The organism is Phnomibacter sp. (assembly GCF_036803085.1).
GTDB lineage: Bacteria > Bacteroidota > Bacteroidia > Chitinophagales > Chitinophagaceae > Phnomibacter.
Map to the genome: position 1 here is coordinate 221,476 of NZ_DAIRUZ010000007.1, position 25,936 is coordinate 247,411.

Here is a 25,936-nt window from a genome sequence, read left to right on the forward strand (position 1 = left end):
AAAAATATTGCGTGAATGAACGGCACGCATGTTTTCACTAGCAGTTTTAAAGCCCGCTGTTTCTACAGTGGGCTTATTTTTACCGCTGTAAATGCTGCTACTTTTTCTTTCGCTTTTTAGCTTGCTGACGCTGTTCATTTTCAGCAATCAGTTTTTTAACGGCATCCATATCTGTTGCAGCTGATGCCGACAAATCAATCATGTCGTTGTAATCGCCTTTCGAAATATCAATGACATCTATTTTTTGCCCGATGAATTTTTCTACCGCGGCCAGCAGGGGCTTTTCTTCTTCGCTGCAAAAAGAAAGGGCATAACCTTTTTCCATACCACGACCTGTACGGCCTACGCGGTGTACATAGTTTTCGGCTACATCAGGTATATCGTAATTGATAACGTACTCCACTTTTTTGATATCAATACCTCTTGCACTTACATCAGTAGTAATGAGTACTTTGATGGTACCATCCGCAAATTGCTTCAACGCTTCAAAGCGTTCATCCTGTTCTTTATCACCATGTATCACGGCTGTTTTCAACCCTACTCTTTCCATGGCTTTCTGCACCCGTTCGGCACGTACCCGTGTACGTACAAACACCAGTATTTTACTATCGGGATTTTGCTGTATGGTACGCTCCAGAAAAAAACGTTTGTCATCCATGGCAATGTTGGCCACTGTGTGTGTTACGTTACGGCTCACTGTATTCTGCGGACTCACTTGTATGCGAATAGGATTACGCACCAATGAGTAAGCCAGGTCTTTTATTTCTTCGTTGATGGTAGCAGAAAAAAACAAGGTTTGATGCTCCCGTGGCAGTCGGCGCTTTACATCTTTAATGTCACGCATAAAACCCAAAGCCATCATTCTGTCTGCTTCATCCAGCACCAGTATTTCTGCCGCTTCAATGTTGATGTGCTGCTGTGCAATCAAATCAAACAATCGGCCGGGTGTAGCAATCAGTACATCAATACCCGCTTGCAGACGGGCTATTTGTTTGTCTTGCTCTACACCGCCTACCACCGCCATTACCTGTGCCGTAGTGCCTTTGGCAATGCTGCAAAACACTTCATGAATTTGCATGGCCAGCTCACGGGTAGGCACCATTACCAATGCCCGCACACCAGTTGCCCGGCGTCTGCTGGTGAGTATGTGCTGCACTAGCGGAATGGCAAAGGCAGCGGTTTTGCCCGTGCCGGTTTGCGCAATGGCCAGCACATCTTCGCCCTTCATAATACTGGGCATGGCTTTGTACTGAATATCGGTTAAACGGTTAAAACCCAACGCAGCAAGGTTGGTTTTTATAGCGGGCAAAATGGGATACTTCTCAAATTTCATGTGGGGCAAAGGTAACGGTTCGGGCTGACGACGGACTACCGACTACCGACCACGGACTACGGGCTACCGACTGTCCTGCCTAAAACAACCTTCCCTGCTCTCCCGGCCGGCGAAATCGGCTGCTGTCGAGGTTCCAGCGTTCAGCATTGAGACCATAACGTTTGTTGTATTGCAGAAACTGCTGCCGCACCAATTCAGCCACCGGCCCTTCGCCCCGCATGCGGATACCAAAGCGACTGTCATTCACTTTGCCACCGTGTGCATGTTCAATTTGGTGCCACACTTTATCGGCCCTGTCGGGAAAGTTTTTATACAACCAATCATGAAACATCAGCTTCACCGATCCGTTGAGCCGGATGAATGTGTAAGCACTAAACACGGCACCATTGTCGGCAGCAGCCTTTATGATATTGGGCATTTCATGATCGTTGAGGCCCGGTATCATGGGGCCGAGCATTACGCCCATGCGTACACCCGCATGGCTCAGTTCATTAATCAGCCGCAAACGCTGTGTGGCCGTGGTAGTGCGGGGCTCCATTACCCGCCGCAAATCTTCGTTGAGGCTGGTGATACTTACCAAAATGCTGATGAGATTTTTGGCCGCCATTTCCTGCAGTAAATCTTTATCCCGCAGCATGCCGGCATTTTTGGTAATCATACCCACGGGTTGGTTAAACTCGTTGCATACTTCCAGCAGCTGGCGGGTAAGCCGAAAGCGCTGCTCTGCCGGCTGGTAGCAATCGGTATTGCCACTCAGACTAATGGGCGTCGCATCCCACTTGGGATGCAGCAAAAATTTGCGCAGCAGCTGCGGTGCATTTTTCTTCACAATAATCTTGCGTTCAAAATCGAGACCGGCGCTGTAACCCCAGTATTCATGGGCATTGCGGGCATAGCAGTAAATGCAGCCGTGCTCACAACCCTGGTACGGATTCATGCTGTAAAACATGCCTACATCAGGACTGTCTACTTTATTCACCAGCGTTTTGGCGTTGTCTTCCAGATACACCGTGGCTTCGTTGGCTACGGTCCATTCATCAATGGCTTCGATGTGTTCCTGCACCCGGTGATTTTTCAAAAACCGGTTGGGCGTATTGATTTGTGCGCCACGCCCTTTTACGTACGGCGTAGCAGTCGCATCGGCAGCGGCTGGCTTGGGGCGGGCATTGGGGTGTTGTTGCTGGGGCATGTGGTTAAAACAAGAGGGTTTGTACCGGCGGTGCCGCTACCGGGTGGGCAGCAAATGCAAAGCGGGCCAGTAGCGAAAATTGTGTTGCCTGTGGGGGCCGCTTCAGCAGCAGGGCTTCGCTGGCTACGAAGCTGCCGCTGAATGGCGTGTGCCGGTATTGCCGCCAGCCTTTTTCATATTGCCAGGGCTGTAGCTGCCGGGCCAGTGTGAGGTAAGGGTCTGCCATGTAATGCGCTTTATTAAACTGGCTCAGCCGCAGCATCGATTGCAAAGGCAGCAGCAGCTGCAGCAATTGCAGAATGCCATTTTTAGTAGCCACCTGCACAAATACCGTATGCGTGGGCAGGTTGCCAAAGCCATGCAGCTGCACCAAAAAAGGCGCCTGATGACAGAGCAAATCCTGCAGTCGCTTTTGCAATGCCGCTTCGCTCATGGCAAACTGCTGAAACCGCATCAGCAGAATCGTAGGTTCATCAGCCACCGCATCGGGGCACTGGTATTGCTGCGCAAAATCCTGCTTCAATTGCAGCAACTGCCCGTACAAATCGGGGTGTGGCTGCAGCACCAATCTGTAGTCCGTGAGGGGCAATGCATAGCGGCTGCTGCGTACAGCAGGCTTGCGTTCATGCGCCGGGTAAGCTGCCATACATTAGTGTTTGTGCTGGTGAATGGAATACGTAACCACACCCCAGGTTTGAAAATCGCAGAACTCGGTGAGCTCTACATCTTTGTGCCGCTTGTGCTCGGCACACAGCCAGGCTTTGTTGAACTGCTGTTTGTAGCGCCGCACCATCAACTCTCCGTTGAGGATGGCCACAATAATTTTGCCACTGGCCACTTTAATGCTGCGGTCTACCAGCAGCACATCGCCGGCATAAATGCCCGCCCCTTCCATGGCATCACCCGCCATGCGAAAGAAAAACGTAGCCGGTTTGTTGCGTATCAACTGCTCATTCAGGTCGATGCCCCGCTCCATATAGTCGTCGGCGGCGGCACCAAAACCTGTGGCATTGGCCGTTTTCACATCCAGCTGTGTAAAGGCCTTTGTGCCCCGGTAGGCACTCTCATGCAGGGTTTCCTCATCCATGGTACTTCCAATTGTTGCGCTAAATTATTTAGTATTTTTATACTCAAATAATTAGTTTTGCAAAATAGTTGTACACAGGGTTAGTAGCGGCACCGCTCCGGTGGAGTGGCTGGCCGGGCGGCTCCGTGCATCCTCTTTTTTGTATGAAAGCCATCGTTGATTGCAATAGTTTTTACTGCTCCTGCGAACGCCTGTTTAAACCCAAACTGGCGCAGCAACCCGTAGTGGTGCTCAGCAACAACGATGGTTGCATCATTGCCCGCAGCGACGAAGCCAAGGCATTGGGCGTAGGCATGGCAGCGCCGTATTTTCAAAACAAGCACCTGATAGAGCAGCACAATGTGGCGGTATTTTCCAGCAACTACAACCTGTATGGCGATATGAGCTGGCGGGTAATGGAAACCCTGCGCCAGGCCGTGGGCCCCGATAAAGTAGAAGTGTATAGCGTAGACGAAGCGTTTATTGACCTTGATGACGACATGAGTACTGCCACGCTCCACGCATTTACGATGAACCTGCGCCAACAGGTAGAACAGTGGACGGGCATTAAAGTATCCATTGGTGTGGCGCCCACCAAAGTGCTGAGCAAGGTAGCCAACCGGCTGGCTAAAAAAAACAAAGCCATCACGAACTGTGTATTGGTGCTGAACACCGAACGCCGCATACAACAGGCCCTCGAAAAAACAGCCGTGGAAGATGTGTGGGGCGTAGGCCACCGCTATGCGCAAAAGCTACAACGCATGAACATTACAACGGCCTGGCAGCTGCGCCAGCAAAACCTGCTGTTTGCCCGCAACCACCTCGGTGGCGTGGTGGGCGAACGCCTGCTGCGGGAGCTGCAGGGCCAGCCGGTGCTGGGCATGAAAGAAGAACTAAAGGTAAAGAAAATGATTGCCACCACCCGCATGTTTGGCCAAACCGTAACCGACCTGCAAAGCATTAAAGAAGCGGTGGCTACCTACACCAGCCGGGCGGCCGAAAAGCTGCGCCGGCAGCATGGTGCAGCCGGAAGCATCAGTGTATTTGTGATACCCAAAGAGCCACCGGCAGCCGATGGCCGCTTTAGGCACGGGCCCACCATCAGCAACTACATGGTATTGCCCGTAGCCACTTCCGTTACCCACGAATTAATCAAACCTGCCGTGCAAATGGTAGAAGCCCTCTACGAGCCAGGCAGGGCCTACAAAAAAGCAGGTGTACTACTCAGCGATATTGTGCCCGACACTGCCGTGCAACGCAGCCTGTTCGACCATGCCATGGACGACCGCAGCCGCAAACTCATGGACATGATGGATAACATCAACTTCAGCCAGCGCAACGATGTGCTGAAATACGCTGCCGGCGGCACCACCCGCAACTGGAAGATGCAGCAAAACTTCCACAGCCCGAGGTATACTACGCGGTGGAATGAATTGTTTGAGATTGGATGATAGCTAAACTGTTTGTGGCTTGGGGTTTGTAGTTGTGTTTTAGTAGTAGGGCTGATAACACCCGTAACTACTAAAAAGACGAACAGTTTTTAACCCCGCTTCCTTTCATAAATTATCTATCCTCCCTGAATACAGCAATCTGCTTATTCAAAGAACTTCTGTACCCAAAAGCCTACGTGTGAAATAAATTCCTTCCCTTTAAACCAAAGAGAAACAGAGAACCAAAGACTTTTGCGAAGACAATAAAACATCTAAGCCTCTGTGCGAAAAAAATCTCCTCTATGCGCCCCGCCATTACCAGAACCGTTTGGGTACTATCGTTGGTGAGTTTGTTTACCGACATGGCCAGCGAAATGCTGTACCCCATAATGCCAATTTATCTCAAATCCATTGGTTTTTCCATTGTGGTGATAGGCATTTTGGAAGGGGTGGCCGAAGCCACTGCAGGGTTGAGCAAGGGTTATTTCGGCAAGCTATCCGACAGCAGTGGCAAGCGGGTACCTTTTGTACAAATGGGCTATGCACTGAGTGCCCTTTCTAAACCCATGATGGCGATGTTTGTATATCCATTGTGGATTTTTACGGCCCGTACCATTGACCGCCTGGGCAAGGGTATTCGTACCGGTGCCAGAGATGCCCTGCTATCCGATGAAGCTACTCCGGCTACCAAGGGCAGGGTGTTCGGCTTTCACCGCTCAATGGATACACTGGGAGCTGTGTTGGGCCCCGCCGCAGCCTTGCTGTACCTCTACTTTTGGCCACAGGATTACAGTACCTTGTTTTACATCGCTTTCATCCCCGGTCTGTTGGCCGTTATTGCTTCTTTTATATTGAAAGAAAAAAAACAGCCGCGGCAGCCTTCTCATCAAAAAGTACCATTCCTTTCCTTGTTTCATTACTGGAAAGAAAGTCCTGCTGCGTACAAGCAACTGGTTGCAGGCCTATTGCTGTTTACCTTATTCAACAGCTCCGACGTGTTTCTGTTGCTCAAAGCCAAAGATGCCGGCCTCAATGATGCGCAGGTAATTGGTGTGTATATTTTTTACAACCTGGTGTATGCATTGCTGGCGTATCCCATTGGCATACTGGCCGATAAAATAGGTTTGAAAAAGATTTTTATCTTCGGACTTGTACTGTTTGCCATCGTTTATCTGGGCATGTCTGTAAGCAGTAATCTGTATGTTTTTGCAGGCTTGTTTCTACTCTATGGTGTTTATGCCGCTGCCACTGAAGGCATAGTCAAAGCATGGATATCCAACATTGTACCCCAAAAAGAAACAGCCACTGCCATTGGTTCTTTTGCCGGTTTGCAAAGCATCGGCAGCCTGCTGGCCAGTACCCTTACCGGATGGCTGTGGTTTCAGTTTGGCGCTGGCGTTGCCTTTACTATCACTGCTGTGGTTACGCTGCTGGTGGTGGTGTATTTAAGTACTACTCCTTCGCCCAACAAATAATAAAGAGCCATCTTCATTAGCTCAAGCTAAAATTCCAATAAACACTTTGTTTCAGCTCAGCGAAAAAAATTCTCCCGTTTACACCGCAGAGAAACAGTGAACGCAAAGAGGCTGTGCCGAAGGCAACAAAACCTCCGTGCTCTCTGCGTCCTCTCCCGCCTGCTGCGGCACAAGTTGTGCGAAATAAATCTCCCGTTTAAACCGCTGCGAAACAGTGTACGCAGAGCCATTTTGCCGAAGGCACACAACCTCCCTGACCTCCTTAGCTCTGTGCGAAAAACCTCCCCGCCCTACTTCGGCAAATTCCGCAGCATAAATGCCCGTATGTTACCACCCATGATCTGTTCTATTTCGGGGCGGGAGAAGCCTTGCTGCTGCAGTGCCGTTACAATCAGCGGTGTGCCCGTTACGGCGAAGTGCATTTCAAAAGCACCATCCCAATCGGAGCCGAGGGCCACTTTATCTACCCCAATTCTATCGGCCACATAGCGAATGCTTTTGGCAGTAGCCACGGCATCCTTGCCACACACGGCGGTTTCCCACAGACCAATACCAATGAGCCCGTTGCGGCGGCCGATGGCATCAATTTGTGCATCACTCAGGTTGCGTTGGTTATCACATACACCACGTACACCTGTGTGCGACACCAATACAGGTCCGTTGTGTTCGGTGAGTACATCGCTGATGGTTTGCGGCGATGCATGTGCCAGATCCACAATCATGTGCAGGCTATCCATTTTGCGTAGCAGTTGCCGGCCCTTGGTCGTAAGACCGCCTTTTTGCATACCATGTGCCGAGCCGGCCCATTCATTGTCGAAGAAGTGGGTGAGCCCGATGTAGCGTACACCAGCTTTGTAAAACAGGTCGAGGTTGCTGAGGTCGTTTTCCAAGCAATGCGCCCCTTCCAGTCCCAGCATGCCTGCCGTAAGCTGGCGGTTGGCGGTACGGTCTTGAAAGTATTGCTGCAATTCTGTTTGATTCGTAATTACCCGAAACACACCGTTGGAAGCGGCGGCAAAATCGTGCAGGTTTTGGCACTGACCGAGGGCTCTTTCTTTTACTCCAAACCACCACGATGGCGACCGCAGCTGCGCAAAACTGAGCAGCCCTATTTGGTCGGAGCTGGCATCGTTTTGCTCAATGTTGATGCCTGCGGGCACTTTGCTCACCACCGTAAAAACCTGCAAAGCCATGTTGGCTTGCTGCATGCGGGGAATGTCTACATGGCCGTGATCACTTTCTTTGAGCAGGTTGCGGTCCCACAGCAGGGCATCGCAATGCAAATCGGCAATGAACGGAATGGAATCGTACCAGCTGTTTTTGGCAAATGGACCTTTGATGCTCACTTTGTTTTTAGAGCGGTCGATAATGCCCGGTGCCAGTGCAAAAAACAGGATGGCAACAATGGCCAGTACCCCGCTGGTAATTTTCAGGAACTTTTTCATGTGGTAGTGGAATGCGGTGCTAAGATGGTGGAGTTTGAATTACTTTTTCCATTCTTCTACAGATGATGAATATGATGACTTCCCATTTCTTTCGCCGATCTCATCAAACAACCCGGTTTTATCAGCAGCATTGTTACTTTCTTTTTCTTGAAAAAAAGAAAGTAACCAAAGAAAATTCAAGGCAAACCCGACGCCTCCGGCCGTTTTGCCCAGCCAACGCCTCCCCCTGTTTAACTGTAAACTTAATAGGCCATTGTTCCTCCAGTGCCATAGCAAAGCTTAATACCAACACATTCCAACATCCGTATTACAGGGTATGGCTGCCGTTGATTTGGCAGATATCTTTGGAAAATGAGCAGCAACAATTCTTCGGCACGGGCCATCATTTTGTTTGATGGTGTATGCAACCTCTGCAGCAGCAGTGTGCAGCAGGTACTTACGCATGATGCTGCGGGTTATTTTCAGTTTGCTTCTTTGCAAGGTGCTGCCGGCCAGCAATTGCTGCAGCAGCATGGACTGCCGCTCACCGATTTCAATTCTTTTGTACTGATAGAAGATGGCGTGGTGTACACCCGCTCTACCGCTGCGCTGCGGGCCGCCCGGCACCTGCGGGGTTATAAGTGGTTGTACCCGTTGATAGTGGTGCCGCGTTTCCTTCGTGATGCTGTGTACAATCTGGTGGCCCGCAACCGCTATCGCTGGTTTGGCCACAAAAATGAATGCTGGCTGCCCCGGCCGGAGTGGCGCAGTCGTTTTCTCGATTAAGCCTGCTGATCGCCTTCGGTAATTTCCCGCTGAATGATGCGGGCAAACTTTTTTTGGTGGCGCTGCCATTGCCAAAAGCTGAGTGCGATGGCACCAACCAATGCTACACTACCCAATCCGGTAATGAGTGGCAGTGTTACAAATCGCAGGCCTGAAAACAGCCAACCGGCAATACCCAACATAAACAAAACCATGAAATAGCCAAACGTATAAATGGCTACAAACGAGGCTTTGCCACCTTTGCGTTGTTCTTCCCAATTGCGGATAAAACGGCGTTCTTCTGTACTGATAGACATGTGAAATGAATGGGTGCGAAATTCTGTTTTATTCGCCAAAGTAGTCCACATAAATGCGGGGCGTTTCGTAGAGGCGAATTTGGTGCAGGGTGCAACCGCTAATATGTGGCGCCAGTTGCTGCCAGATGGCTTCGGCCAGCACTTCGGTACTACACATTTTGCCTGCCAGCCATGGCACACCCACATTCAGGTTATGATGATCCAGCGGATCCAGCACATGCTCTTTGATGAGCTTGCTCAGTGATTTCACATCCATAATAAAACCCGTGTCCGCATTGGGCCGGCCTTTTACGGTTACATGAATTTCATAGTTGTGGCCATGCCAGTTTTCATTGGCACAAGGGCCAAACGTAGCCTCATTTTGCTCCCGGCTCCATGCGGGATTGTATAGTTTGTGGGCTGCGTTGAAATGCTCCACTCGTGTTAGATATACCATTCGGCAAAAGTAGTGTGCAGCTGTGGGATGTACGATGTTTAAAAAGTACGGAAGTCGGAAAGTCCGGAGTCAGTAGTCCGGAGACGAACATAATCGGTCATCGATGGTCAGTCGTCAGTTGTTCGTTGGCTCTCACCCACTTACTGAGCCAGCGAAATACGCACCTGCACACCGGCACGGGTGTTGGTAGTAGGCGCCGACGTACTGATGTATGGAATGCTGCGCATCTGATCGAAGAACAAGCGAATATTTACCCGGTTGCTCATGATGTAATCAATGCTCGGATTAATCTTAATCACTTTCTGCCCTGCCGTGCTAAAGCTGCTGTTCTGATCGAGGCGGCTGTTGCTGGTAGCATCATCCCGAATACTGAAATCGAACCTGAATGTGATATCATTTTCGAGTTCTTTGCCTCCTTCCTTATTCAAGAATTTTGGCAATCGGAACGGCAGTTTCATTCCCCGTTTGCGATAGCTGGTACCAAAAATATATTCCGTACTGTTTACCTCACTCAGCTGATAGTCGAGCAGGCTCAAACTCAACTGGCGACTCTTACGATATTCAAAGCGGGCATTCCATTGGCTGGTGGTAGTAAAGTCTATACCAATAATGGGTTCAAACGATTCGCTGATGGTAAGGTTAGGCATCAGGAAGAATGGAATATAGTTGCCACTGGTGGTATCAATAAACGATGGATAACCCACCCTGAACGGATCTTGATAAAACAGGGCTGATGTAAATGAATTCATGCTCAACCTGCCTTGGTACGAGTGTGTGATGTTGATTGAACTAAACTTCTCCTGTAAGGCAGGCAATTGAGTAAGCCCTGTGAAATTGAGGCGCCAGTTTGGCTTTGCTTTAATACCACGAAACGGATTTGCAGTTATGCTCGAATTATTTTGATCTATCAATGCCACATCATTCGGGCTCTTGTTGGTATATGCTGCAATAAACGCCGGTATCAGTACATCCTGTGCATAACGGTTATAGCCACGGGCATAGCCGTCAGCTTCTATTAGTGAGCCGGTTGATTTCCAGTACGGGTTTTGCTCTGCTACCCGCAGGCTCAGGTCTTTGCGGTAGTTTTCAAAGTTTTGGAACATGGTGCTGGTTCGGTTCGGGTCAAACTTTTCGAACAGGGTTTGGAAGGCAATGTAGGTAACGCTGAAGCCGCCTGTTACATAAGGCGTAAGGTGTGCATGGCCTGCTGTACCCGTAGTGTCTTTAAACAATTCGGTATAGCTTTTCGAGAATGATTTATCGAGGTTCAAGTCGATGGTAAATTCTTTGAAAGGCTCCAACTGTGCCTGCACATTCAGCTTCTGATCGAAGCTTTGTGCAAACAACTGGTTGAACAGCGGATCTCGTGTTACCAAACCTTTTTGTGCAAACTTGTTCAGGTAATTTGTATCCGGTTGCTGTCCCATTATGTAGCCCATGCCGGGTGCTTTACTTCTGAAATTATTGCCGAGGTATTGTGTACTATCTGTATAGCCGGGTATGCGACTGTTAAATACCTCGCCATAGTTAATAGATGCCCGCTTCACCATGGTGAGTAATTTGCCGGCTACCCTTGCAGCGCCGGTTACTTCGTAGCTGCGGTTTTGGCGTTCCTTACGGCGTTCGTCGCGGCGAAGTTTACGGGCCTTTTTGCGTTCTGCCTTGGTGAGTTTTTTACCCGTTAAACTATCTGTAACAGACTTTGCATTTTTGCTGATGCTTTTTGCTTTGCTGCGGTCTTTTTTCCGAACGGTGTCTTCTGCATTTTTTTGTTTGGGTGCAGGCTGATTCTCCAATGCAGCCAGCCACTTGCTCTTCATGTATAGCTTTGTAAAATCCAGCTCTCCGTTAATCAATCTGTCGGCCCCGTTTTCCAAAATATTGCCTTGGTTAAGCTGCTGTGCCAGCAAGCTACTGGCAGCCCATTTGTAACGGGCTGTGTAAGTAGCCCGGGCTGTGGCCCAATCGAGGAAAGGAAATTTTTGTGTAGGCAAGGTGTAAGCAAATACTACTGTTTGATCGTAGTTTACGTTGCGACCGCCACGCAAAAAGTTGGTACGGATGCTGTCGCGTTTCCATGCCTGATTTAACTCTCCGGCGGGCTCATCTACCCTGGCTTTGTTGAGTGCCGTAAAATCTACGTTGAACGACTTGCTCATATCCCAACGGAAGCTGTAAAACCGATCGAAGTTGAAGTACTTATCATAGGTACTATCTACCCGCTCCACCTTGTTGTCGAAGGTGTTGACAATGCGGGGCACATACCGGCCAAACTGCCGGTTAGCATCCCAGCGGATGGCCACCGTATTGGGCATGGGGTTAAAGTTGAAATCTTTCAGGAACATGAGCCATGGCGATGGCGATTTCACCCACTTTTTAAATGGTTCAATATACTTGGGTTGTGTGCTGTAGGCATAGCCAACGGCTACCCTGTGTCGCTTCACCAAATCTTCAGTTACAATGGGCGAAGTCACCTTTTGGCTTAAATAGTTGTACGTGAAATCGAAATTGCTGGGGCTGTAAAAACGTATGGGCTTGCCGGCCTTTGGCATCAGGCGCATGTTGCTGATGTTGAGCGTTTGTGTTACATGCTCCTCTCTTGCTATTTTCTTTACACTATCGCAGTTCAAACAAGTACGCAATTTGTCTTTCATTTTCACATCCTGATCGTAGGGGTCGTACTCAGGTGTAATCATCATTTTGCTGAGGCTGGCGTATAGCGGCACACTCAACCCCACCGATTTTGGCACCAGCTTACCGGCGTCTATTTGCAGGCTGGCATCAAACTGTGTAGTTGCTTCCCGGCTTCGTTCGTTTACCCGTTGTTCTATGGTTCCAAACCCTGTACTTCTATGGCTGGCGGCTACACTCAGCGTACCAAGATCGGCCAGTTGTACATCTACCCTTCCTACAGCAGCCCAGCCACCTTCTTCATCTATCTGGCTCAGGCGCAGTTCGTTTATCCAAACCTCGGCACTCAAATTGGGGCCGTCGGGGCGGTCTGGGTTATCTACCCCCACAAATATGCTTCGTACTTCTCCCAAATTCGGGTTGCCATACACACCATAAATGCGGCCATTAATGTCTTCGGAATAATACTGCGTTGGAGAACCACTGTTTTGACTTCGCCGGTTTTTCAACTCTATCAATTCCTGCAAAGAAAAATCGAGGTTGTTGGCCTTGGGCCAAATAGTATCGGGCGAAATGTTTGGCCCCGATGGACGGGTGATTTTCAGTGGAATACGAATCTCATAATAGTTCGACAAAATGTCTTGACCAATACGAATAGATGCGTACAAACTGGTGTCGGTCAGCGGGCTGTATGCAGGATCGCTATTTACCAATTCCTCCGCATGTATAAACATGTTGAGCCGCTTATATTGGCGCAGGTCGTTGTTGAAGTTTTTAAACACGCCCCTTGCTTCGCCACGAAACAGGTTGCGGATTTGCATGCTCAATGCCTGTTCATTTTGTAAAATATTGACACCGCCGTTGGCCAGCTGCTGCACCCGCTCAATACCCGGTGGTATGCGGTAAGGAATAGGTGTACGACGGTCATTCTCTTCTATGTTCACGGCCAGCGTATTGATGCTGGTAAACGTGTTATTGGCATTGCTGTTGTAAGTGCCGTTTCGGGTAAGGTCAAATGCAAACTGACGCCAGTTGTTGCGCACCAAATCGAGGCGGGCAAATCGCAGGGTTACACTGTCCTCCCAACCGTGCATGTACATCCGCATAAAACGAATGCTTTTGAAGTCGGGTATATCGCCTACTTTTTTGGTGTAGCGGGCAATAGGTATGCGAAACTGATACCAGGTTTCTGTACCAGTAGTGCCGTTTTCATACTTGATACTTACGATGCGTTTATCAGTAATAAAGTTTTGGCCTACCTGCAAAGCCTGCGGCGTAAAATCCACTTTGTATTCAAAAAATTCTTCGCCTTCGTTCAGGGTATTGTCTCTGTTCAGGTCTTCATTATCCGGGTATAACGTGCTTGCCACTACGAGGTCGGCTTCTGTACTTACAGGTGAGTTGCCCTGATTAAGGTTAAAATCTTTGTAGCGGCGCAAAATGCCTGCTCCACTGGCATCGTAGCGGCTATCGCGGTAGTTTACAAAGTTATCGCCACTGGGGTCAGCAGCCAGTCGCTGAAAAGCAGCCGGACCAAGTATAGTTTGCAATGGGGTTAAAAAGTCATCGCGGCGGCGCAGTACTTCTTCTTCATCATTCAATCCATCAAAGCCCACATCCTGAAAAGGCCGGTCGTTGGGATCGTTGCTAAATGCTTGTGTAATCTGGTTGGGGTTAATGGGCGTTTTACCCCACACCGTTGTAGTATCTACCGCAAGGTTTGGCTGCGATGGTGTAGGCAAACCATTTTCATAAAAGCGGCGGCTGTCTTTTACAATGTCTTCCGAAATATTACCGAGGTTAATATACAGTTGGCCACCGGCTGTGTTTGTATATCCGTTGGGGAAGTTCGGCGTTTTCATGAACGGATCCTGCACCCAAAATTCAATAAACTCAATATTGGCACTTTCAAAATCGGTTTGATCTATTGACCGCATCAATCCTCCCCAGCGGTCTTTGGGGTTTCGGAAAGTACCATCATTGTTGATGAAAGCTCCACGAGTATCATAGTTATAAGCGCCTCTTTCTTTGGGGTAAAAACTCATGTCGAAAGTGATGAGTTGATTGGTGCCCGGCAGCGGTGTTCGACGAGGAAAAAGTTCCTGATTGCTCACCTGTCGTACCCGTGGGTCGCTCAGCAAATCACGGTTCTTAATGGGGTTATTGGGGTTTCGGCTGTCTTGCATCACCGGCTCTATCTGGTACCAGCTTAGCTTGGCTCTGTTACGGTTGTAAATAAGGGCATTGTTCGAGTCGGCTTCTGCAAAAAAACTACCATGCGGCGTGGTGGCATGCGTCCATCCCACAAAGGGAAAACGCAAATCAATATTGGCACGGGTACCTTCAAAGTCATCCAGGTAAATGAGTCCGTTTTCACCCTTACCTATTTGTGGCGGGTGGCCGGGACGCAGCATGGCGGCTTCGCCATATGCCTGAATGTTCGATGCCGTATTGGTGCTGTAAAAAGGTAGCTTGTCCAGCCACCGGGTGAGTTGCTTCCAATCATTTTTGTAATTGAAATCAAGGCCGTACATGCGATTACGAATGGGGTCTTCACCGTAGTTCATTTTGGTAAAGAATGGCCGTTCGCCCAGCCGCATCATGGTACCACCCACGGTCAGGTTTTTATTGGCCAGATAATCGAGGCGCATACCAAAGAAGCCACGGTTTTGCAAACCAAAACCCGTGTTGTTTTCAAGATTTACACTTACTGGAACGCCACTGCTTTTAATCGCCTGGTTGATCACCGTAAGCTTGCCCAAACTGTAATCAATTACATAGTCTACATTCTCTTTCAAAATTTGCCCGCCGGCAGTTACCGTTACTGAGCCTTGCGGAATATTAATGGCGTTCAAATAAATATCATCGTTGCTGGAAGCCTTGCTCTGACCTTTCAGCATAAATCGGTTATAGTTAGCGTAGTTCTGCTGTGCAATAGCTTTGATGGTATCATACAACGCCTGGAATACATACTTTTCCCACACCGATTGCGGCTGTCCGGCAAATGCCAATCGTTGAAGGTCGTTACCAAATGGCTCCAGCACCGGGAAGATGATGCGGCCTTGTTGCGGTTGCACGGTAAAGCTGTCGATGAAATCGAACACACCATCGGGCTGCGGGTCGTTGCGGTTGTTGAGGCGGTCGAGTTGCAAAATACGCAGCAATGGGCGGCCCGGATCGTCGCCTTCGGGCAGCATGCGTTTTTCACCACCGCTGGGTTCCTGGTACAACACGTTTACCTTAAAACCTTCCCGCTGAATATTGTACTGGTCGAGGCTGTACACGTTTTTCATCATCAGGTCCCAAATGGGCAGGTTGGGGCGCTGGCTGGTAGCTTTCAGCAGTTTCAGGAACAATACTTTTTGAATACCACGGGCCGTATCGAGGGCTACATCTTGTGCAAATTCACCCACCTGAAATACACGTCCGTTACTGGTGTACTGAAATGCTACCCCCAGCACTTCATCGGGCTGCAAAAACTGATTGATGCTGATAAAACCTGCCTGCCGGTTAAAGATGTAGTCGGTGCCTTCTATCAGTTTACGGGCAAATGTTTTTTCAAAATCCTGCACGGGTTTCAGACCACGCTGCATCAGCAAGTTGGTGGTATTGGCGGGGTTGCGAAAATTTTCGTTGTTGATAATGCCATACAAGCCGTTGGCACCGTTGCTGGGCAGGCTATCGCCGGGCAACGGTGGTATGTTCTGGTTGAAAGGAAAACGTTCGCCTAAATCCATGAGGCCTACTACGTCGCGGCTGTCGGTGGTTTGGCCGGTGCGGTTGGTAACCCACACTTCCAGGCGCATAATTTGTACCTGGCTTTGGGCAAAGGGCAGCGTACTCATCACCCGGTTGTAGCGGTTGCGGAAATAATGCGCCAACAGAAAGTGACGGTTTTCGTCGTAATCATCGAGCTTCTTTTCAAAATTGCTGAGTGCTGCGCCGCCTTGGTAATTGGCCGTTTGGCGCTGGCTCTGCATGTTGGCCAATGCGGTGGTTACATACAGTTTGCCAAACTGTAATTGTGTTTTAATACCAAACAAAGCCTGCGCCCCTTGTATGAGTGTGCCCTTGGTGGCAAAGCTCATATTACCCGCTTCAATGCTTTTGATGATTTCATCGGAACGACCTTTGTAATCAAGCTTCAGCTGGTTTTCAAAATCGAAATTGGCCAGTGTGTTGAAATTGATGGGCAGTTTCATTTTGTCGCCAATATTGGCATCCATGTTGAACTGCGCATTCATGTCGAAATCAAACGTACCGTACTTACGGGCACGTTCGGGCAAAGTGGGGTTCTTGGTATTTTGTCCCTGGTAGCCAGCGGTCAGGTCTACGTTGCCATTGGGCTGAATGATGATTTTGCCATTACCAAAAATGCGGTTGAACAAATCATCGAACATGCGGAGCTGTGGTTTTACCAGCTTCCGGTTGAGAGTAAGGTTGGTATTGCTGCGGCGCATGAAGTTTTCCATCTCCATTTGCTGGCCACGCAGCCGCATAAAATCTTCGTAGGTAATGGCAGTAGGTTTCCGGTAGTAGGAGTTACCAATTTTTTCGCTGATATAGTATTGTTTGGTTACTGGGTCGTACTCAATTTTTTGTTTGAGATAGCCGGTATCGGGCAGATCGAAGGGGTTGCGGCGGTAGCCTGAATAAGGATCGCCACGGCGGTCGCTGATGGGATAACGGAGACTGTCTTTTTTGGTTGAATCGGTATCGAAAATCTTGAACTTACGGAATGGCTCCGCCTGAGCCGTATGGCTGCTTAGCAACAATACAACGCAACAACTACACAGTAGAATACTGAAAAACGCCTTGAGTGACAATGCACAATTAGTTTGGTCGCGTAGAATTTAATCGATAGGATGGGGTTAAAGTGAGGTTGTAAAATAAAACTTTATCAGATAGCTTTTAATGACTGTTTGATTAAATCCTGAATGGTATAGCCAGCCGGTAAAGCCGCTGCAGCTTTGCGCAGGGCCTGCTCGGCCGGGGCTTTGGCAATACCCAGGGCCAGTAATGCATCTAACGCATCTTTATCTGCCGTATTGTAGCCGGGTAGTAAGCTGGTTGGCTGATGACCCGCTTGTACCTGAGCCATTTTGTCTTTGAGCTCCAGCACAATGCGTTCGGCGGTTTTTTTGCCAATGCCTTTTACCGCCTCCAACGTTTTTACCTGACCGGTACTAATGGCATGTGCCACTTCTACCGGCTTCATGCTGTTGAGCATCATGCGGGCCGTGCCTGCACCAACACCCGATACGCTGATGAGCTTTAGAAACACTTCCCGCTCGGCCATTTCGCTGAAACCATACAGGGTAAATGCATCCTCCGCCACCTTGAGATAGGTATGCAGGGTGCCGCTGTCGGCTGCCTGAATATCCGAATAAGTGTTGAGGCTAATTTGCAGTTCGTACCCCACGCCTTGCACGTCTACGACGACACGGGTAGGCGTTTTGTGTAAAAAACGACCGGTCAGTTGGCTGATCATGCGGCGAAAATAGCTATTCGGAGGCAATGAAAACCTGTCTATTCCCATCCTTTCCACGGCTGCAATAACCTTTTTGCCGTACCGCTGTTAATGGTTTTTATTTGCATCCTAAAATCTAAAACAATCACATTATGGCAGTAACGGTAGGCCAGGCGGCCCCTAATTTTACCCTGTTCAATACAGAGAAACAACCAATGAGCTTGGAGCAATACAAAGGCAAAAACGTGTTGATCCTGTTTTTTCCACTGGCATTTACAGGCGTGTGCACCACTGAACTGTGCAACATCCGCGACAACATTGGCGTGTACAACAATGCCAATGCCGAAGTATTGGGCATCAGTGTAGACTCACTGTTTACCCTCGGTAAGTTTAAAGAAGAGCAAAATCTGAACTTTCAGCTGCTGAGCGACTTCAACAAAGACACTGCTGCCGCTTACGGTGCACTGTACGAAAACTTTGTGCTCGACATGCGTGGCGTAGCCAAGCGTTCAGCTTTCATTGTAGACAAAGACGGCAATATTGCCTACGCCGAGGTGCTGGAAAGCGCCGGCGACCTTCCCAATTTTGCCGCTATCCAGGCTAAACTGGCAGAGCTGGGCTAAGCTGGTAACAAAAATTTGACGGAGCCCCTGCCTTACAGCGGGGGCTTTTTCAATGTTCAACCTTGAAAATTTGCCCAAAAAGTTATTTCTTTGCTCTACCTTTATAAGAATTGGTGAAAAAATTCGTTGCGATACTCATTTTAGCCACTTTGGCGCAGGCTGGTTTTGCTCAAAAAAGCATTGGCCCGGCTAATAATGCAACGTCTAAACTGGTACATTTCTTCCCCAACCCCGCTTCGGCATTTATCAACTTTGAGTTTAAGCAACCTGTAGAACAGGGTTCTGTCATTCAGTTTTATTCTTTTTTGGGTAGAAAGATGAACAGCCAGCCTATATCCGGCAACAGGGTTACCGTTAACCTTACTGAATTTATCACGGGCATTTACATTTTTCAGGTGCGTGATGCCTCCGGCCGCTTGTTGGAAAGCAACAAGTTTCAGGTAGCCAAATAATTACTGATCGCCGCTGTTTTACCAGCGGCATTTTTATATTCGTTATTTCTGCTTTTTACAAATTGTATTGCATGCCCATGTTGTGGAATGCCGCAGTTTTGTGCCATGTTTTGGAAACGGATTCTTTTTGGCCTGCTGGCCACAAGCCTGCTGAGCACGGCTCAGGCTCAGCCATTACAAACCGGCAACTGGTTGTTTACGCTTAGCCGACCCGGTGGCTTGCCTGTGTTTGTGCAGGCAAACCTGCAGCAGCAGGGTAGCCAATATGTGTTGGCTTTTATCAACGATACCGAAACGCTGGAAATAAACAACCTTCGCCTGTCGGCCGACTCACTGCATTTTGATATGCCCCTGTTTGAAACCCGTCTTGGTTTTCATATTCAATCAGCTACGCAGTTGGAAGGTTGGCTGCTGAAGGGCACTTCCGGAGAGTACCAACGCTGGCAGGTTACAGGCCAGCAAACCAACGGCCCCCGCATACCCGGCAAGGTGCAGCCACCCGTGGCCAACCTGAGTGGCCGCTGGTCCATGCAGTTTCAGCGGGCCGATGGCAGCTGGCGCCCCGCTATAGCCGAGCTACAACAACAAGGCAACCGCCTCACTGGCACCATCATCAACCCCAGTGGCGATTACCGCTTTTTGGAAGGTAGGGTGAGCGGAAAGGAATTGGACCTCACTGCTTTTGACGGTGCTCATATTTATGCATTCAAAGCTCAAGCTTCGCAAGACAGCATTGTGAATGGTGTTTTTTTTAGCGGCAATGCCCCCGGCGATGCTTTCAAAGCCGTGCGGGATGCGAAGGCCAGCCTGCCAGATGTAACGGCCGCCGCCGCCGGTATGAAGCCGGGTGAAAGCCGCCTGCAGTTTCGCTTTCCCGATTTGGATAGCAACATGGTAAGCCTGACCGACGACCGCTTTACAGGCAAAGTGACTATTGTACAAATAATGGGTAGCTGGTGCCCCAACTGCATGGACGAAACCAAATTTTTGAGCGACTACTACAACGGCCAAAAAATGCCGCAGGTAGAAATTGTGTCGTTGGCGTATGAACTGAGTACCGATTTTGCCCGCAGCGCCACCAGCCTGCGTAAATTCAAACAACGTTTTAATGTTCGCTACCCCATGCTAATAACAGGTGTAAAAAGCGCCGACCCCGACAAGGCGGCTAAAACCCTGCCACAGCTCACCGACATCAAATATTTTCCGACCACTATTTTTATTGATAAGCAAGGCCGGGTACGCAAAGTGCACAACGGTTTTTACGGCCCCGGTGCACCAGAATATTTTGAGGCGTTCAAAAAGGAATTTTATGCAACGATGCAGGCGTTGCTGGCGGAGTAACAATTTTCAAATAACTGCAGTATTCTTTTTTTCTAAGAGACAAAAGCTAATGTACTAGCGATTGTTGGCGGCCCAGACATTGTATTTTTTGACGATATCGAGCATGGTTTCTTTGCTGCTGAGTGTTTGCATGAAGGCCTGTTCCAATTGGAGAAACTGAGGAACCTGTGCCTGCTTCATCAACAAAGGATATTGATCAGATATGTACAAAAGTCCTTTGGTGGGATGCTCGAAAATAACGTCTCTCTTTAAAGCATTTCCATCGTATGATTTGTTGATAGCTGGGGAAGAAGGCCCGCCATTATTATTCCAAGATTTTTTAGTCATTTCTACTTCTTGAAACAAAGAATACACCGGCCATATTCCTTCTATACTTCGCAATATAAAGTACACCCCATCCGGCGCCACATCTCCCGTTGCGGGTATCAGATACATTTGCTTGTTTGCCGTTACATCCCAACTGATAAAATCATACTGATGGCCTTCATAATAGAAGCCAAACCCTTTCACTTTAAGTCGGTCAATTTTTTCATGCTTCTCTCCCCCCTGCGAAAACCGGAAGTCGAATGTAAGTTTTGCATAGTCGATTTCTTTTGCTTCCTTCACTGCTTCCTTAGCCAGGGGGTCAAATGTAATTTGAGAAGAAGCGCCCAATTTGAGTTTAGGCAGCAGCGGCAGTTTCACTTTCCCTCTGATGGTATCTCCCGTTTTCTTGATGTAATAGCCATCAACATCTTGCCCAAATGAAAACAGGCAAAGTAAAATCAGTGGCAACAGTAGCATTTCTCTTTTCATAAAAAAATTGTTGGGGAACTTTATTTGTATGTGAAAGGGCGGGCCTGTTTTATAATAATCTTACTTCACTTCCACAATCAAAAACTTCAGGTACTCGGTGTTTTCCATGCCCCACACAATCGGGTGATCGCTGGCCTGTGTTTGGTAAGTCACCTGCCGTAGTTTTTTGCGGGCATCTTTCGCTGCCATGTCGATGATTTGCAAAAACAAATCGGGCTGCACCAGGTTGGTACAACTGGCAGTTACCAAAAAGCCACCCGGCTTCACCAGCTTCATGCCCCGCAGGTTGATTTCTTTATAGCCCGTAATGGCTTTCTGTATGTTTTCGCGGCTCTTGGTAAAGGCCGGCGGGTCGAGTATAACCACATCGTATTGACGACCATCTTTTGTCCACTGCTTTAGCGCATCAAAGGCATTTACAGCCTGAAACTGACAAATGTTTTGCAGCCCGTTGAGCTCCGCATTGCGGCGGGCTTGCGCCACAGCATTTTCGCTGATGTCGAGGCCCAGCACACTTTTGGCACCATAGTGGCCGGCATGAATACTAAACGTACCGGTGTAGCAAAATGCTTCCAATACATCGGCCCCTTTTACAATGTGCTGTATGGCCCGGCGATTGTCCTGCTGGTCGAGGAAGTAGCCCGTTTTCTGACCATTTAAAATATCAATGTGAAATTTGAGGCCGTTTTCGTTGATGATGATATTGGTATCGAAAGGTTCACTCAAAAAACCTTTGATTTGCGGCAGCCCTTCCAGCTCCCGAACGGGTACATCATTTCTTTCATAAATACCCTTGGGTGAAAAAATACTGTTGAGGGCTTTTACAATGGCGGGCTTCCATACTTCCATGCCATAAGCCAGCGTTTGCAATACAAAGTAATCGTTGAACTTATCGATGATGAGGGCCGGCATTTCATCGGCTTCGCCAAAAATGAGGCGGCAGTTTTCGGTATAGCCAATGTGCTGGCGGTAGGCCCACGCTTCGGCTATGCGGCGATGAAAAAACGCTTCATCAATCACATCTTTCTGGTTGCGGCTCAGCAATCGCACCAATATCTGGCTCTTTGGGTTGATGTAGCCGTAGCCTACAAATTTGTCCTGCGCATTGCGTACTTCCACAATATCACCCGCTTCGGGTGTGGTGGCTGTGGTGCTGCGGGCCGTATCTATTTCGTTGGCAAAAATCCAGGGGTGACCATTTTCTACACGGGGCGCAATTTTTTTGCGCAGGTACATTGTTTGCATATACAGGGGTTGGTGGAGACGCACTCCGTTTGTACAAATTGTAGCGGCAAAGGTAAGGGCTGCGGCCCGGCGAAGGCCATGCTGGTATTCGGGGGCGAAGTGTATCTTACAGCAGTCATCCGTTACGCAATCGTTTGCTTGCTTCAGCATAGCCCACTGCTGGTAGACAAGCCTCAAAAAATCTGCGCCACCTCATGTTATTGCCTGATATAGCGCAGGTTTCCTGCCTGGCCGAAAGGCTACTTTTGCCTCAACGGTTGCAAAAGCAAAACATCAATCCATTACCATGGCAAAAACAATATTTATCGCCACTACAGAGCCGTATAGCGGCAAGTCGCTGGTAGCACTCGGTGTGCTGCACATGCTCTTGGGCAAGGCCCGCAAAGTGGCGTATTTCAAACCCATCATCAACGAAGAAAGTGCCGACAAAAAAGATGCGGACATTGAAACCGTGATACAGCATTTTGGTGTAAGTACGCCTTACGAAGACATGTATGCATTTACCCGCAGCCAGGCATTGCAGCAAATGCAAAACGAAGGCCGCGGCGAAATCATCGACCTTATCATCAACAAAGTGAAGGCGCTGGAAGAAAGCAATGACTTCACCGTGATAGAAGGTTCCGACTTTTTGGGCGAAGGCACGGCGTTTGAATTTGAAGCCAACGTAGCCATTGCCAACAACCTGAGTGCTCCGGTGATTATAGTGGTATCAGGCCAAGGCAAAAGCACGGCACAAATTGTACAGAATGTACAAACAGTGCTCAGCACTTTTTTGAGCCACGATGTGCAGGTGCTGGCCGTGGTGGTAAACAAGGTGGCTAAAAATATGGTGGATGATGTACAGTCTTTGCTGACCGGCCTTATGGCCAAGGATACGCTGCTTTGTGTAATACCCAAAAGCAAAGGCTTGCAAAGCCCTACGGTAAAAGAAATACAAGAGCAAATTGGCGGTAAAATTTTAGCTGGAGAAAACCTACTCACCAATCAGGTAGATAATTTTATTACCGGTGCCATGCAGCTGCCCAATTTTTTGAGCCATATTTCTGAAAATGTATTGATTGTAACGCCCGGCGACAGGGGCGATATTATTATCGGTGCTATGCAGGCCAATCTTTCGGCCAACTACCCTAAAGTAGCAGGCATTGTACTCACTGGCGGCATTGAACCCGAACCACAAATTATGCGGTTGGTAGAAGGCTCTCAAGCTGCTGTACCATTGATTTCGGTAAACACAGGCACGTTCCGCACTACCACCAACCTGGGTTCTATTCAGTCTCGCCTGAGTGCCGACAACCCCAAAAAAATTCAGCTGGCCATCAACAGTTTTGAGAAGTACATGGATGTGCAACTGCTGGAGCAAAAAATGGTAACCTATGTGCCCGAAGGCATTACGCCGCACATGTTCCAATATCAGCTTACACGTAAGGCAAAGGCACAACTCAAGCACATTGTATTGCCCGAAGGCAACGACGACCGCATTCTAAAAGCTGCTGCCCGGTTAATCAACAACGATATTGTTCGCCTCACTATTTTGGGCAATCCGGCAGAAGTAACGGCCAGCTTCAAACGCCTCGGCCTCTTCCCCGATATGTCGAAGATTACGGTGCTCGACCCTGCTACGGCTGAGTGCTACGAAGATTTTTGGACCACGCTGTATGAACTGCGTAAAGCCAAGAACGTGACAACAGAAATGGCCCGTGACCTCATGACCGATGTGTCTTACTTCGGTACCATGATGGTGTACAAGGGCATGGCCGATGGTATGGTAAGCGGTGCTGTGCATACCACGCAGCACACCATTCGTCCGGCGCTGCAGTTTGTAAAAACCAAGCCCGGTATTTCTACCGTGTCGTCCGTGTTCTTTATGTGCCTGCCCGATCGGGTGTCAGTATTTGGCGACTGCGCCGTAAACCCCGATCCTACTGCCGAGCAGCTGGCAGAAATTGCCATCTCTTCTGCCGAAAGCAGTCAGGCATTTGGTATTGAACCACGCATTGCCATGCTATCCTATTCTTCGGGTTCTTCCGGCGAAGGTGCCGATGTAGACAAAGTGCGGCAGGCAACAGCCATTGTAAAAGCCAAGCGCCCCGATTTGAAAGTGGAAGGCCCCATTCAATACGATGCAGCTGTTGACCCTGCTGTGGGCCGCCAAAAAATGCCGGGCTCCGAAGTGGCTGGTCAGGCCAGTGTGCTCATCTTCCCCGATTTGAACACGGGCAACAACACCTACAAAGCCGTACAACGGGAAACCGGTGCACTCGCCATCGGCCCCATGTTGCAAGGCCTCAACAAACCCATCAACGACCTCAGCCGCGGCTGCACGGTGGAAGATGTGTACAACACCGTTATCATTACAGCCATACAGGCGCAGGAGCAGTAGTAAGGAAGATAGAAGGACGAGGTAAGAAGGACGAAGTAATACCGACCACCGATATCAGACATCTAACATCTAACATCAGACATTCAGTACCATGTATATTTTCGTTATCAACTCAGGCAGTAGTTCTATCAAGTATCAACTGTTTAAAATGCCTTCGGAAAAACCGCTGTGTAGCGGACTGGCCGAACGCATCGGGCTCGATCATTCCATCATCACCCACAAAGTGTACAAGGGCGATGCAACAACCATTACCAAACAAGAAGGTTTTATACCAGATCACGAAGCGGGTTTGTATGCCGTAGCCAAATTGCTGACAGACCCTGAAGTGGGCGTCATCAACAATCCTGATGATATTGAAGCTGTGGGCCACCGGGTGGTACATGGTGGCGAAAGTTTTGCGGCCACTACCATTATTGATGCGGCGGTGAAAGCAAAAATCAAAGAGTTGTTTCCGCTGGCGCCCTTGCACAATCCTGCCAACTACCTGGGCATAGAAGTAGCCGAAAAAATATTTACCAACGCCAAACAGGTAGCAGTGTTCGATACGGCTTTTCACCAGAGCATGCCACCCAAGGCTTACCGTTATGCCATACCGGAAGCACTCTACCAGCAGCATGGCATTCGGGCCTATGGTTTTCATGGCACTTCGCACCGCTATGTGAGCAAGCAAGCCATGGCGTATTTGCAAAACCCCAAGGCTAAAATCATCACCATTCATTTGGGCAATGGTTGTAGCATGGCGGCGGTAGATGCCGGCAAATCGGTAGATACCAGCATGGGCTTTGGCCCCGTAAGCGGATTGGTGATGGGCACCCGTGCCGGCGATATTGACGCTTCCGTTATTTTTCATTTGATAGATCAGCTGGGCTATGAACCGCAGGCGGTGAACAACCTGCTGAACAAGCAAAGCGGCATGCAGGGCCTTGCCGGTTTTAGCGATATGCGGGAAGTGCGGGCCGCTGTGCAGGCCGGCAATGCACAAGCCGAACTGGCGAGTGAGTTGTATGCCTATCGCATCAAAAAATACATTGGCGCTTATGCCGCTGTGCTCAATGGTATTGATGCCATTGTGTTTACCGCAGGTGTGGGCGAAAACGACGCCGATACCCGCCAGCGCATTTGCAGCCACCTCGAATTTTTGGGCATTCATTTTGATGCGGCAGCCAACCGTGCCGAAGGCAGCGGCATTCGCAGCATCAGCATTGCCGAATCGCCAGTGCAGGTGCTGATTGTGCCCACCAACGAAGAACTGGAAATTGTACAGCAGTGCTACGGCCTGCTGCAAGCATGATAGATAGTCAGAATGGTTCATCATGAAAACTGCTCTTGGTAATACCAAGAGCAGTTTTCATGATGCAAGTATTTTGCTGCGGTTGTTTTATCAATAAGCTGTTTTCTTATACTTATAGCAAATTCATTTCGCCGAATTCTACCAGTCATCTTTTTTCTCACTGGCAGTTTTTTTAATTGAGGAAATCAGGTCTTTAGCTGTCGAATCTGTTTTTGAACTGTAGGCGGACCTTATTTTCGGTCAGTTCGAAAGTAGAGATTTCGGTTTGTTGTT

19 protein-coding genes are annotated in these 25,936 nt (G+C 48.9%); 8 read left to right on the plus strand and 11 right to left on the minus strand.

What is annotated here, in order from left to right:
* Window positions 1-97 precede the first annotated feature (97 nt).
* The 4 genes from V7Q13_RS14495 to V7Q13_RS14510 form a co-directional block, all read right to left on the minus strand.
* Window positions 98-1,333 (minus strand): DEAD/DEAH box helicase, encoded by a 1,236-nt coding sequence (locus V7Q13_RS14495; RefSeq protein WP_333801379.1) that lies wholly within the window; start codon window positions 1,331-1,333, stop codon window positions 98-100.
* 79 nt (window positions 1,334-1,412) lie between these two features.
* Window positions 1,413-2,522 carry a PA0069 family radical SAM protein gene (locus tag V7Q13_RS14500; protein ID WP_333801380.1) on the minus strand — a complete coding sequence of 370 codons (1,110 nt, stop codon included), beginning with the start codon at window positions 2,520-2,522 and terminating at the stop codon, window positions 1,413-1,415.
* Between the two features lie 4 nt (window positions 2,523-2,526).
* Window positions 2,527-3,168, minus strand: a complete 642-nt coding sequence (locus tag V7Q13_RS14505; RefSeq protein ID WP_333801381.1) for a 2'-5' RNA ligase family protein — start codon at window positions 3,166-3,168, stop codon at window positions 2,527-2,529.
* A 3-nt stretch (window positions 3,169-3,171) separates the two neighbouring features.
* The gene (locus V7Q13_RS14510; protein ID WP_333801382.1) at window positions 3,172-3,609 is read right to left on the minus strand and encodes a LexA family protein; all 438 of its coding nucleotides are present in this window, start codon (window positions 3,607-3,609) and stop codon (window positions 3,172-3,174) included.
* A 143-nt stretch (window positions 3,610-3,752) separates the two neighbouring features.
* Between V7Q13_RS14510 and V7Q13_RS14515 the strand changes: the two genes are divergently transcribed.
* Complete coding sequence (locus V7Q13_RS14515; protein WP_333801383.1) at window positions 3,753-5,039, plus strand: Y-family DNA polymerase; 1,287 nt, start codon at window positions 3,753-3,755, stop codon at window positions 5,037-5,039.
* Window positions 5,040-5,320: 281 nt separating this feature from the next.
* Window positions 5,321-6,493: an MFS transporter gene (locus V7Q13_RS14520; protein ID WP_333801384.1), complete on the plus strand. Its 1,173-nt coding sequence runs from the start codon at window positions 5,321-5,323 to the stop codon at window positions 6,491-6,493.
* A gap of 290 nt (window positions 6,494-6,783) precedes the next feature.
* Here V7Q13_RS14520 and V7Q13_RS14525 read toward each other — a convergent pair whose 3' ends face one another.
* Window positions 6,784-7,938 carry a dipeptidase gene (locus tag V7Q13_RS14525; RefSeq protein ID WP_333801385.1) on the minus strand — a complete coding sequence of 385 codons (1,155 nt, stop codon included), beginning with the start codon at window positions 7,936-7,938 and terminating at the stop codon, window positions 6,784-6,786.
* Between the two features lie 351 nt (window positions 7,939-8,289).
* Between V7Q13_RS14525 and V7Q13_RS14530 the strand changes: the two genes are divergently transcribed.
* On the plus strand, window positions 8,290-8,703 hold the full coding sequence (locus V7Q13_RS14530) for a thiol-disulfide oxidoreductase DCC family protein (RefSeq protein ID WP_333801386.1): 414 nt from the start codon (window positions 8,290-8,292) through the stop codon (window positions 8,701-8,703).
* Here the strand turns inward: V7Q13_RS14530 and V7Q13_RS14535 are convergent.
* The 4 genes from V7Q13_RS14535 to ruvA all read right to left on the minus strand — a co-directional run bounded on the left by V7Q13_RS14535 (window position 8,700) and on the right by ruvA (window position 17,557).
* Complete coding sequence (locus V7Q13_RS14535; protein WP_333801387.1) at window positions 8,700-8,999, minus strand: hypothetical protein; 300 nt, start codon at window positions 8,997-8,999, stop codon at window positions 8,700-8,702. The genes V7Q13_RS14530 and V7Q13_RS14535 overlap by 4 nt on opposite strands.
* Before the next feature lie 28 nt (window positions 9,000-9,027).
* A complete protein-coding gene (locus tag V7Q13_RS14540) occupies window positions 9,028-9,435 on the minus strand; it encodes a 6-pyruvoyl trahydropterin synthase family protein (RefSeq protein WP_333801388.1) in 408 nt (135 codons plus the stop codon).
* A gap of 140 nt (window positions 9,436-9,575) precedes the next feature.
* On the minus strand, window positions 9,576-16,892 hold the full coding sequence (gene sov / locus V7Q13_RS14545; RefSeq protein WP_333801389.1) for a T9SS outer membrane translocon Sov/SprA: 7,317 nt from the start codon (window positions 16,890-16,892) through the stop codon (window positions 9,576-9,578).
* A 74-nt stretch (window positions 16,893-16,966) separates the two neighbouring features.
* Window positions 16,967-17,557 (minus strand): Holliday junction branch migration protein RuvA, encoded by a 591-nt coding sequence (gene ruvA, locus V7Q13_RS14550; protein WP_333801390.1) that lies wholly within the window; start codon window positions 17,555-17,557, stop codon window positions 16,967-16,969.
* A gap of 131 nt (window positions 17,558-17,688) precedes the next feature.
* Between ruvA and V7Q13_RS14555 the strand changes: the two genes are divergently transcribed.
* The 3 genes from V7Q13_RS14555 to V7Q13_RS14565 all read left to right on the plus strand — a co-directional run bounded on the left by V7Q13_RS14555 (window position 17,689) and on the right by V7Q13_RS14565 (window position 19,952).
* Window positions 17,689-18,159 carry a redoxin domain-containing protein gene (locus V7Q13_RS14555; RefSeq protein ID WP_333801391.1) on the plus strand — a complete coding sequence of 157 codons (471 nt, stop codon included), beginning with the start codon at window positions 17,689-17,691 and terminating at the stop codon, window positions 18,157-18,159.
* A gap of 113 nt (window positions 18,160-18,272) precedes the next feature.
* Complete coding sequence (locus tag V7Q13_RS14560; protein ID WP_333801392.1) at window positions 18,273-18,611, plus strand: T9SS type A sorting domain-containing protein; 339 nt, start codon at window positions 18,273-18,275, stop codon at window positions 18,609-18,611.
* A gap of 105 nt (window positions 18,612-18,716) precedes the next feature.
* Entirely contained in the window at window positions 18,717-19,952 is a 1,236-nt protein-coding gene (locus V7Q13_RS14565; protein ID WP_333801393.1) for a peroxiredoxin family protein, read from the plus strand.
* A 54-nt stretch (window positions 19,953-20,006) separates the two neighbouring features.
* On the opposite strand, the gene V7Q13_RS14570 is transcribed toward V7Q13_RS14565, so the two are convergent.
* Window positions 20,007-20,747 (minus strand): hypothetical protein, encoded by a 741-nt coding sequence (locus tag V7Q13_RS14570; RefSeq protein ID WP_333801394.1) that lies wholly within the window; start codon window positions 20,745-20,747, stop codon window positions 20,007-20,009.
* A 60-nt stretch (window positions 20,748-20,807) separates the two neighbouring features.
* A complete protein-coding gene (locus V7Q13_RS14575; protein WP_333801395.1) occupies window positions 20,808-21,992 on the minus strand; it encodes a class I SAM-dependent rRNA methyltransferase in 1,185 nt (394 codons plus the stop codon).
* Between the two features lie 286 nt (window positions 21,993-22,278).
* Here V7Q13_RS14575 and pta point away from each other — a divergent pair, with 286 nt between their 5' ends.
* Entirely contained in the window at window positions 22,279-24,372 is a 2,094-nt protein-coding gene (gene pta, locus V7Q13_RS14580) for a phosphate acetyltransferase (RefSeq protein ID WP_333801396.1), read from the plus strand.
* 91 nt (window positions 24,373-24,463) lie between these two features.
* Window positions 24,464-25,663: an acetate/propionate family kinase gene (locus V7Q13_RS14585; protein ID WP_333801397.1), complete on the plus strand. Its 1,200-nt coding sequence runs from the start codon at window positions 24,464-24,466 to the stop codon at window positions 25,661-25,663.
* Window positions 25,664-25,936: the final 273 nt, after the last annotated feature.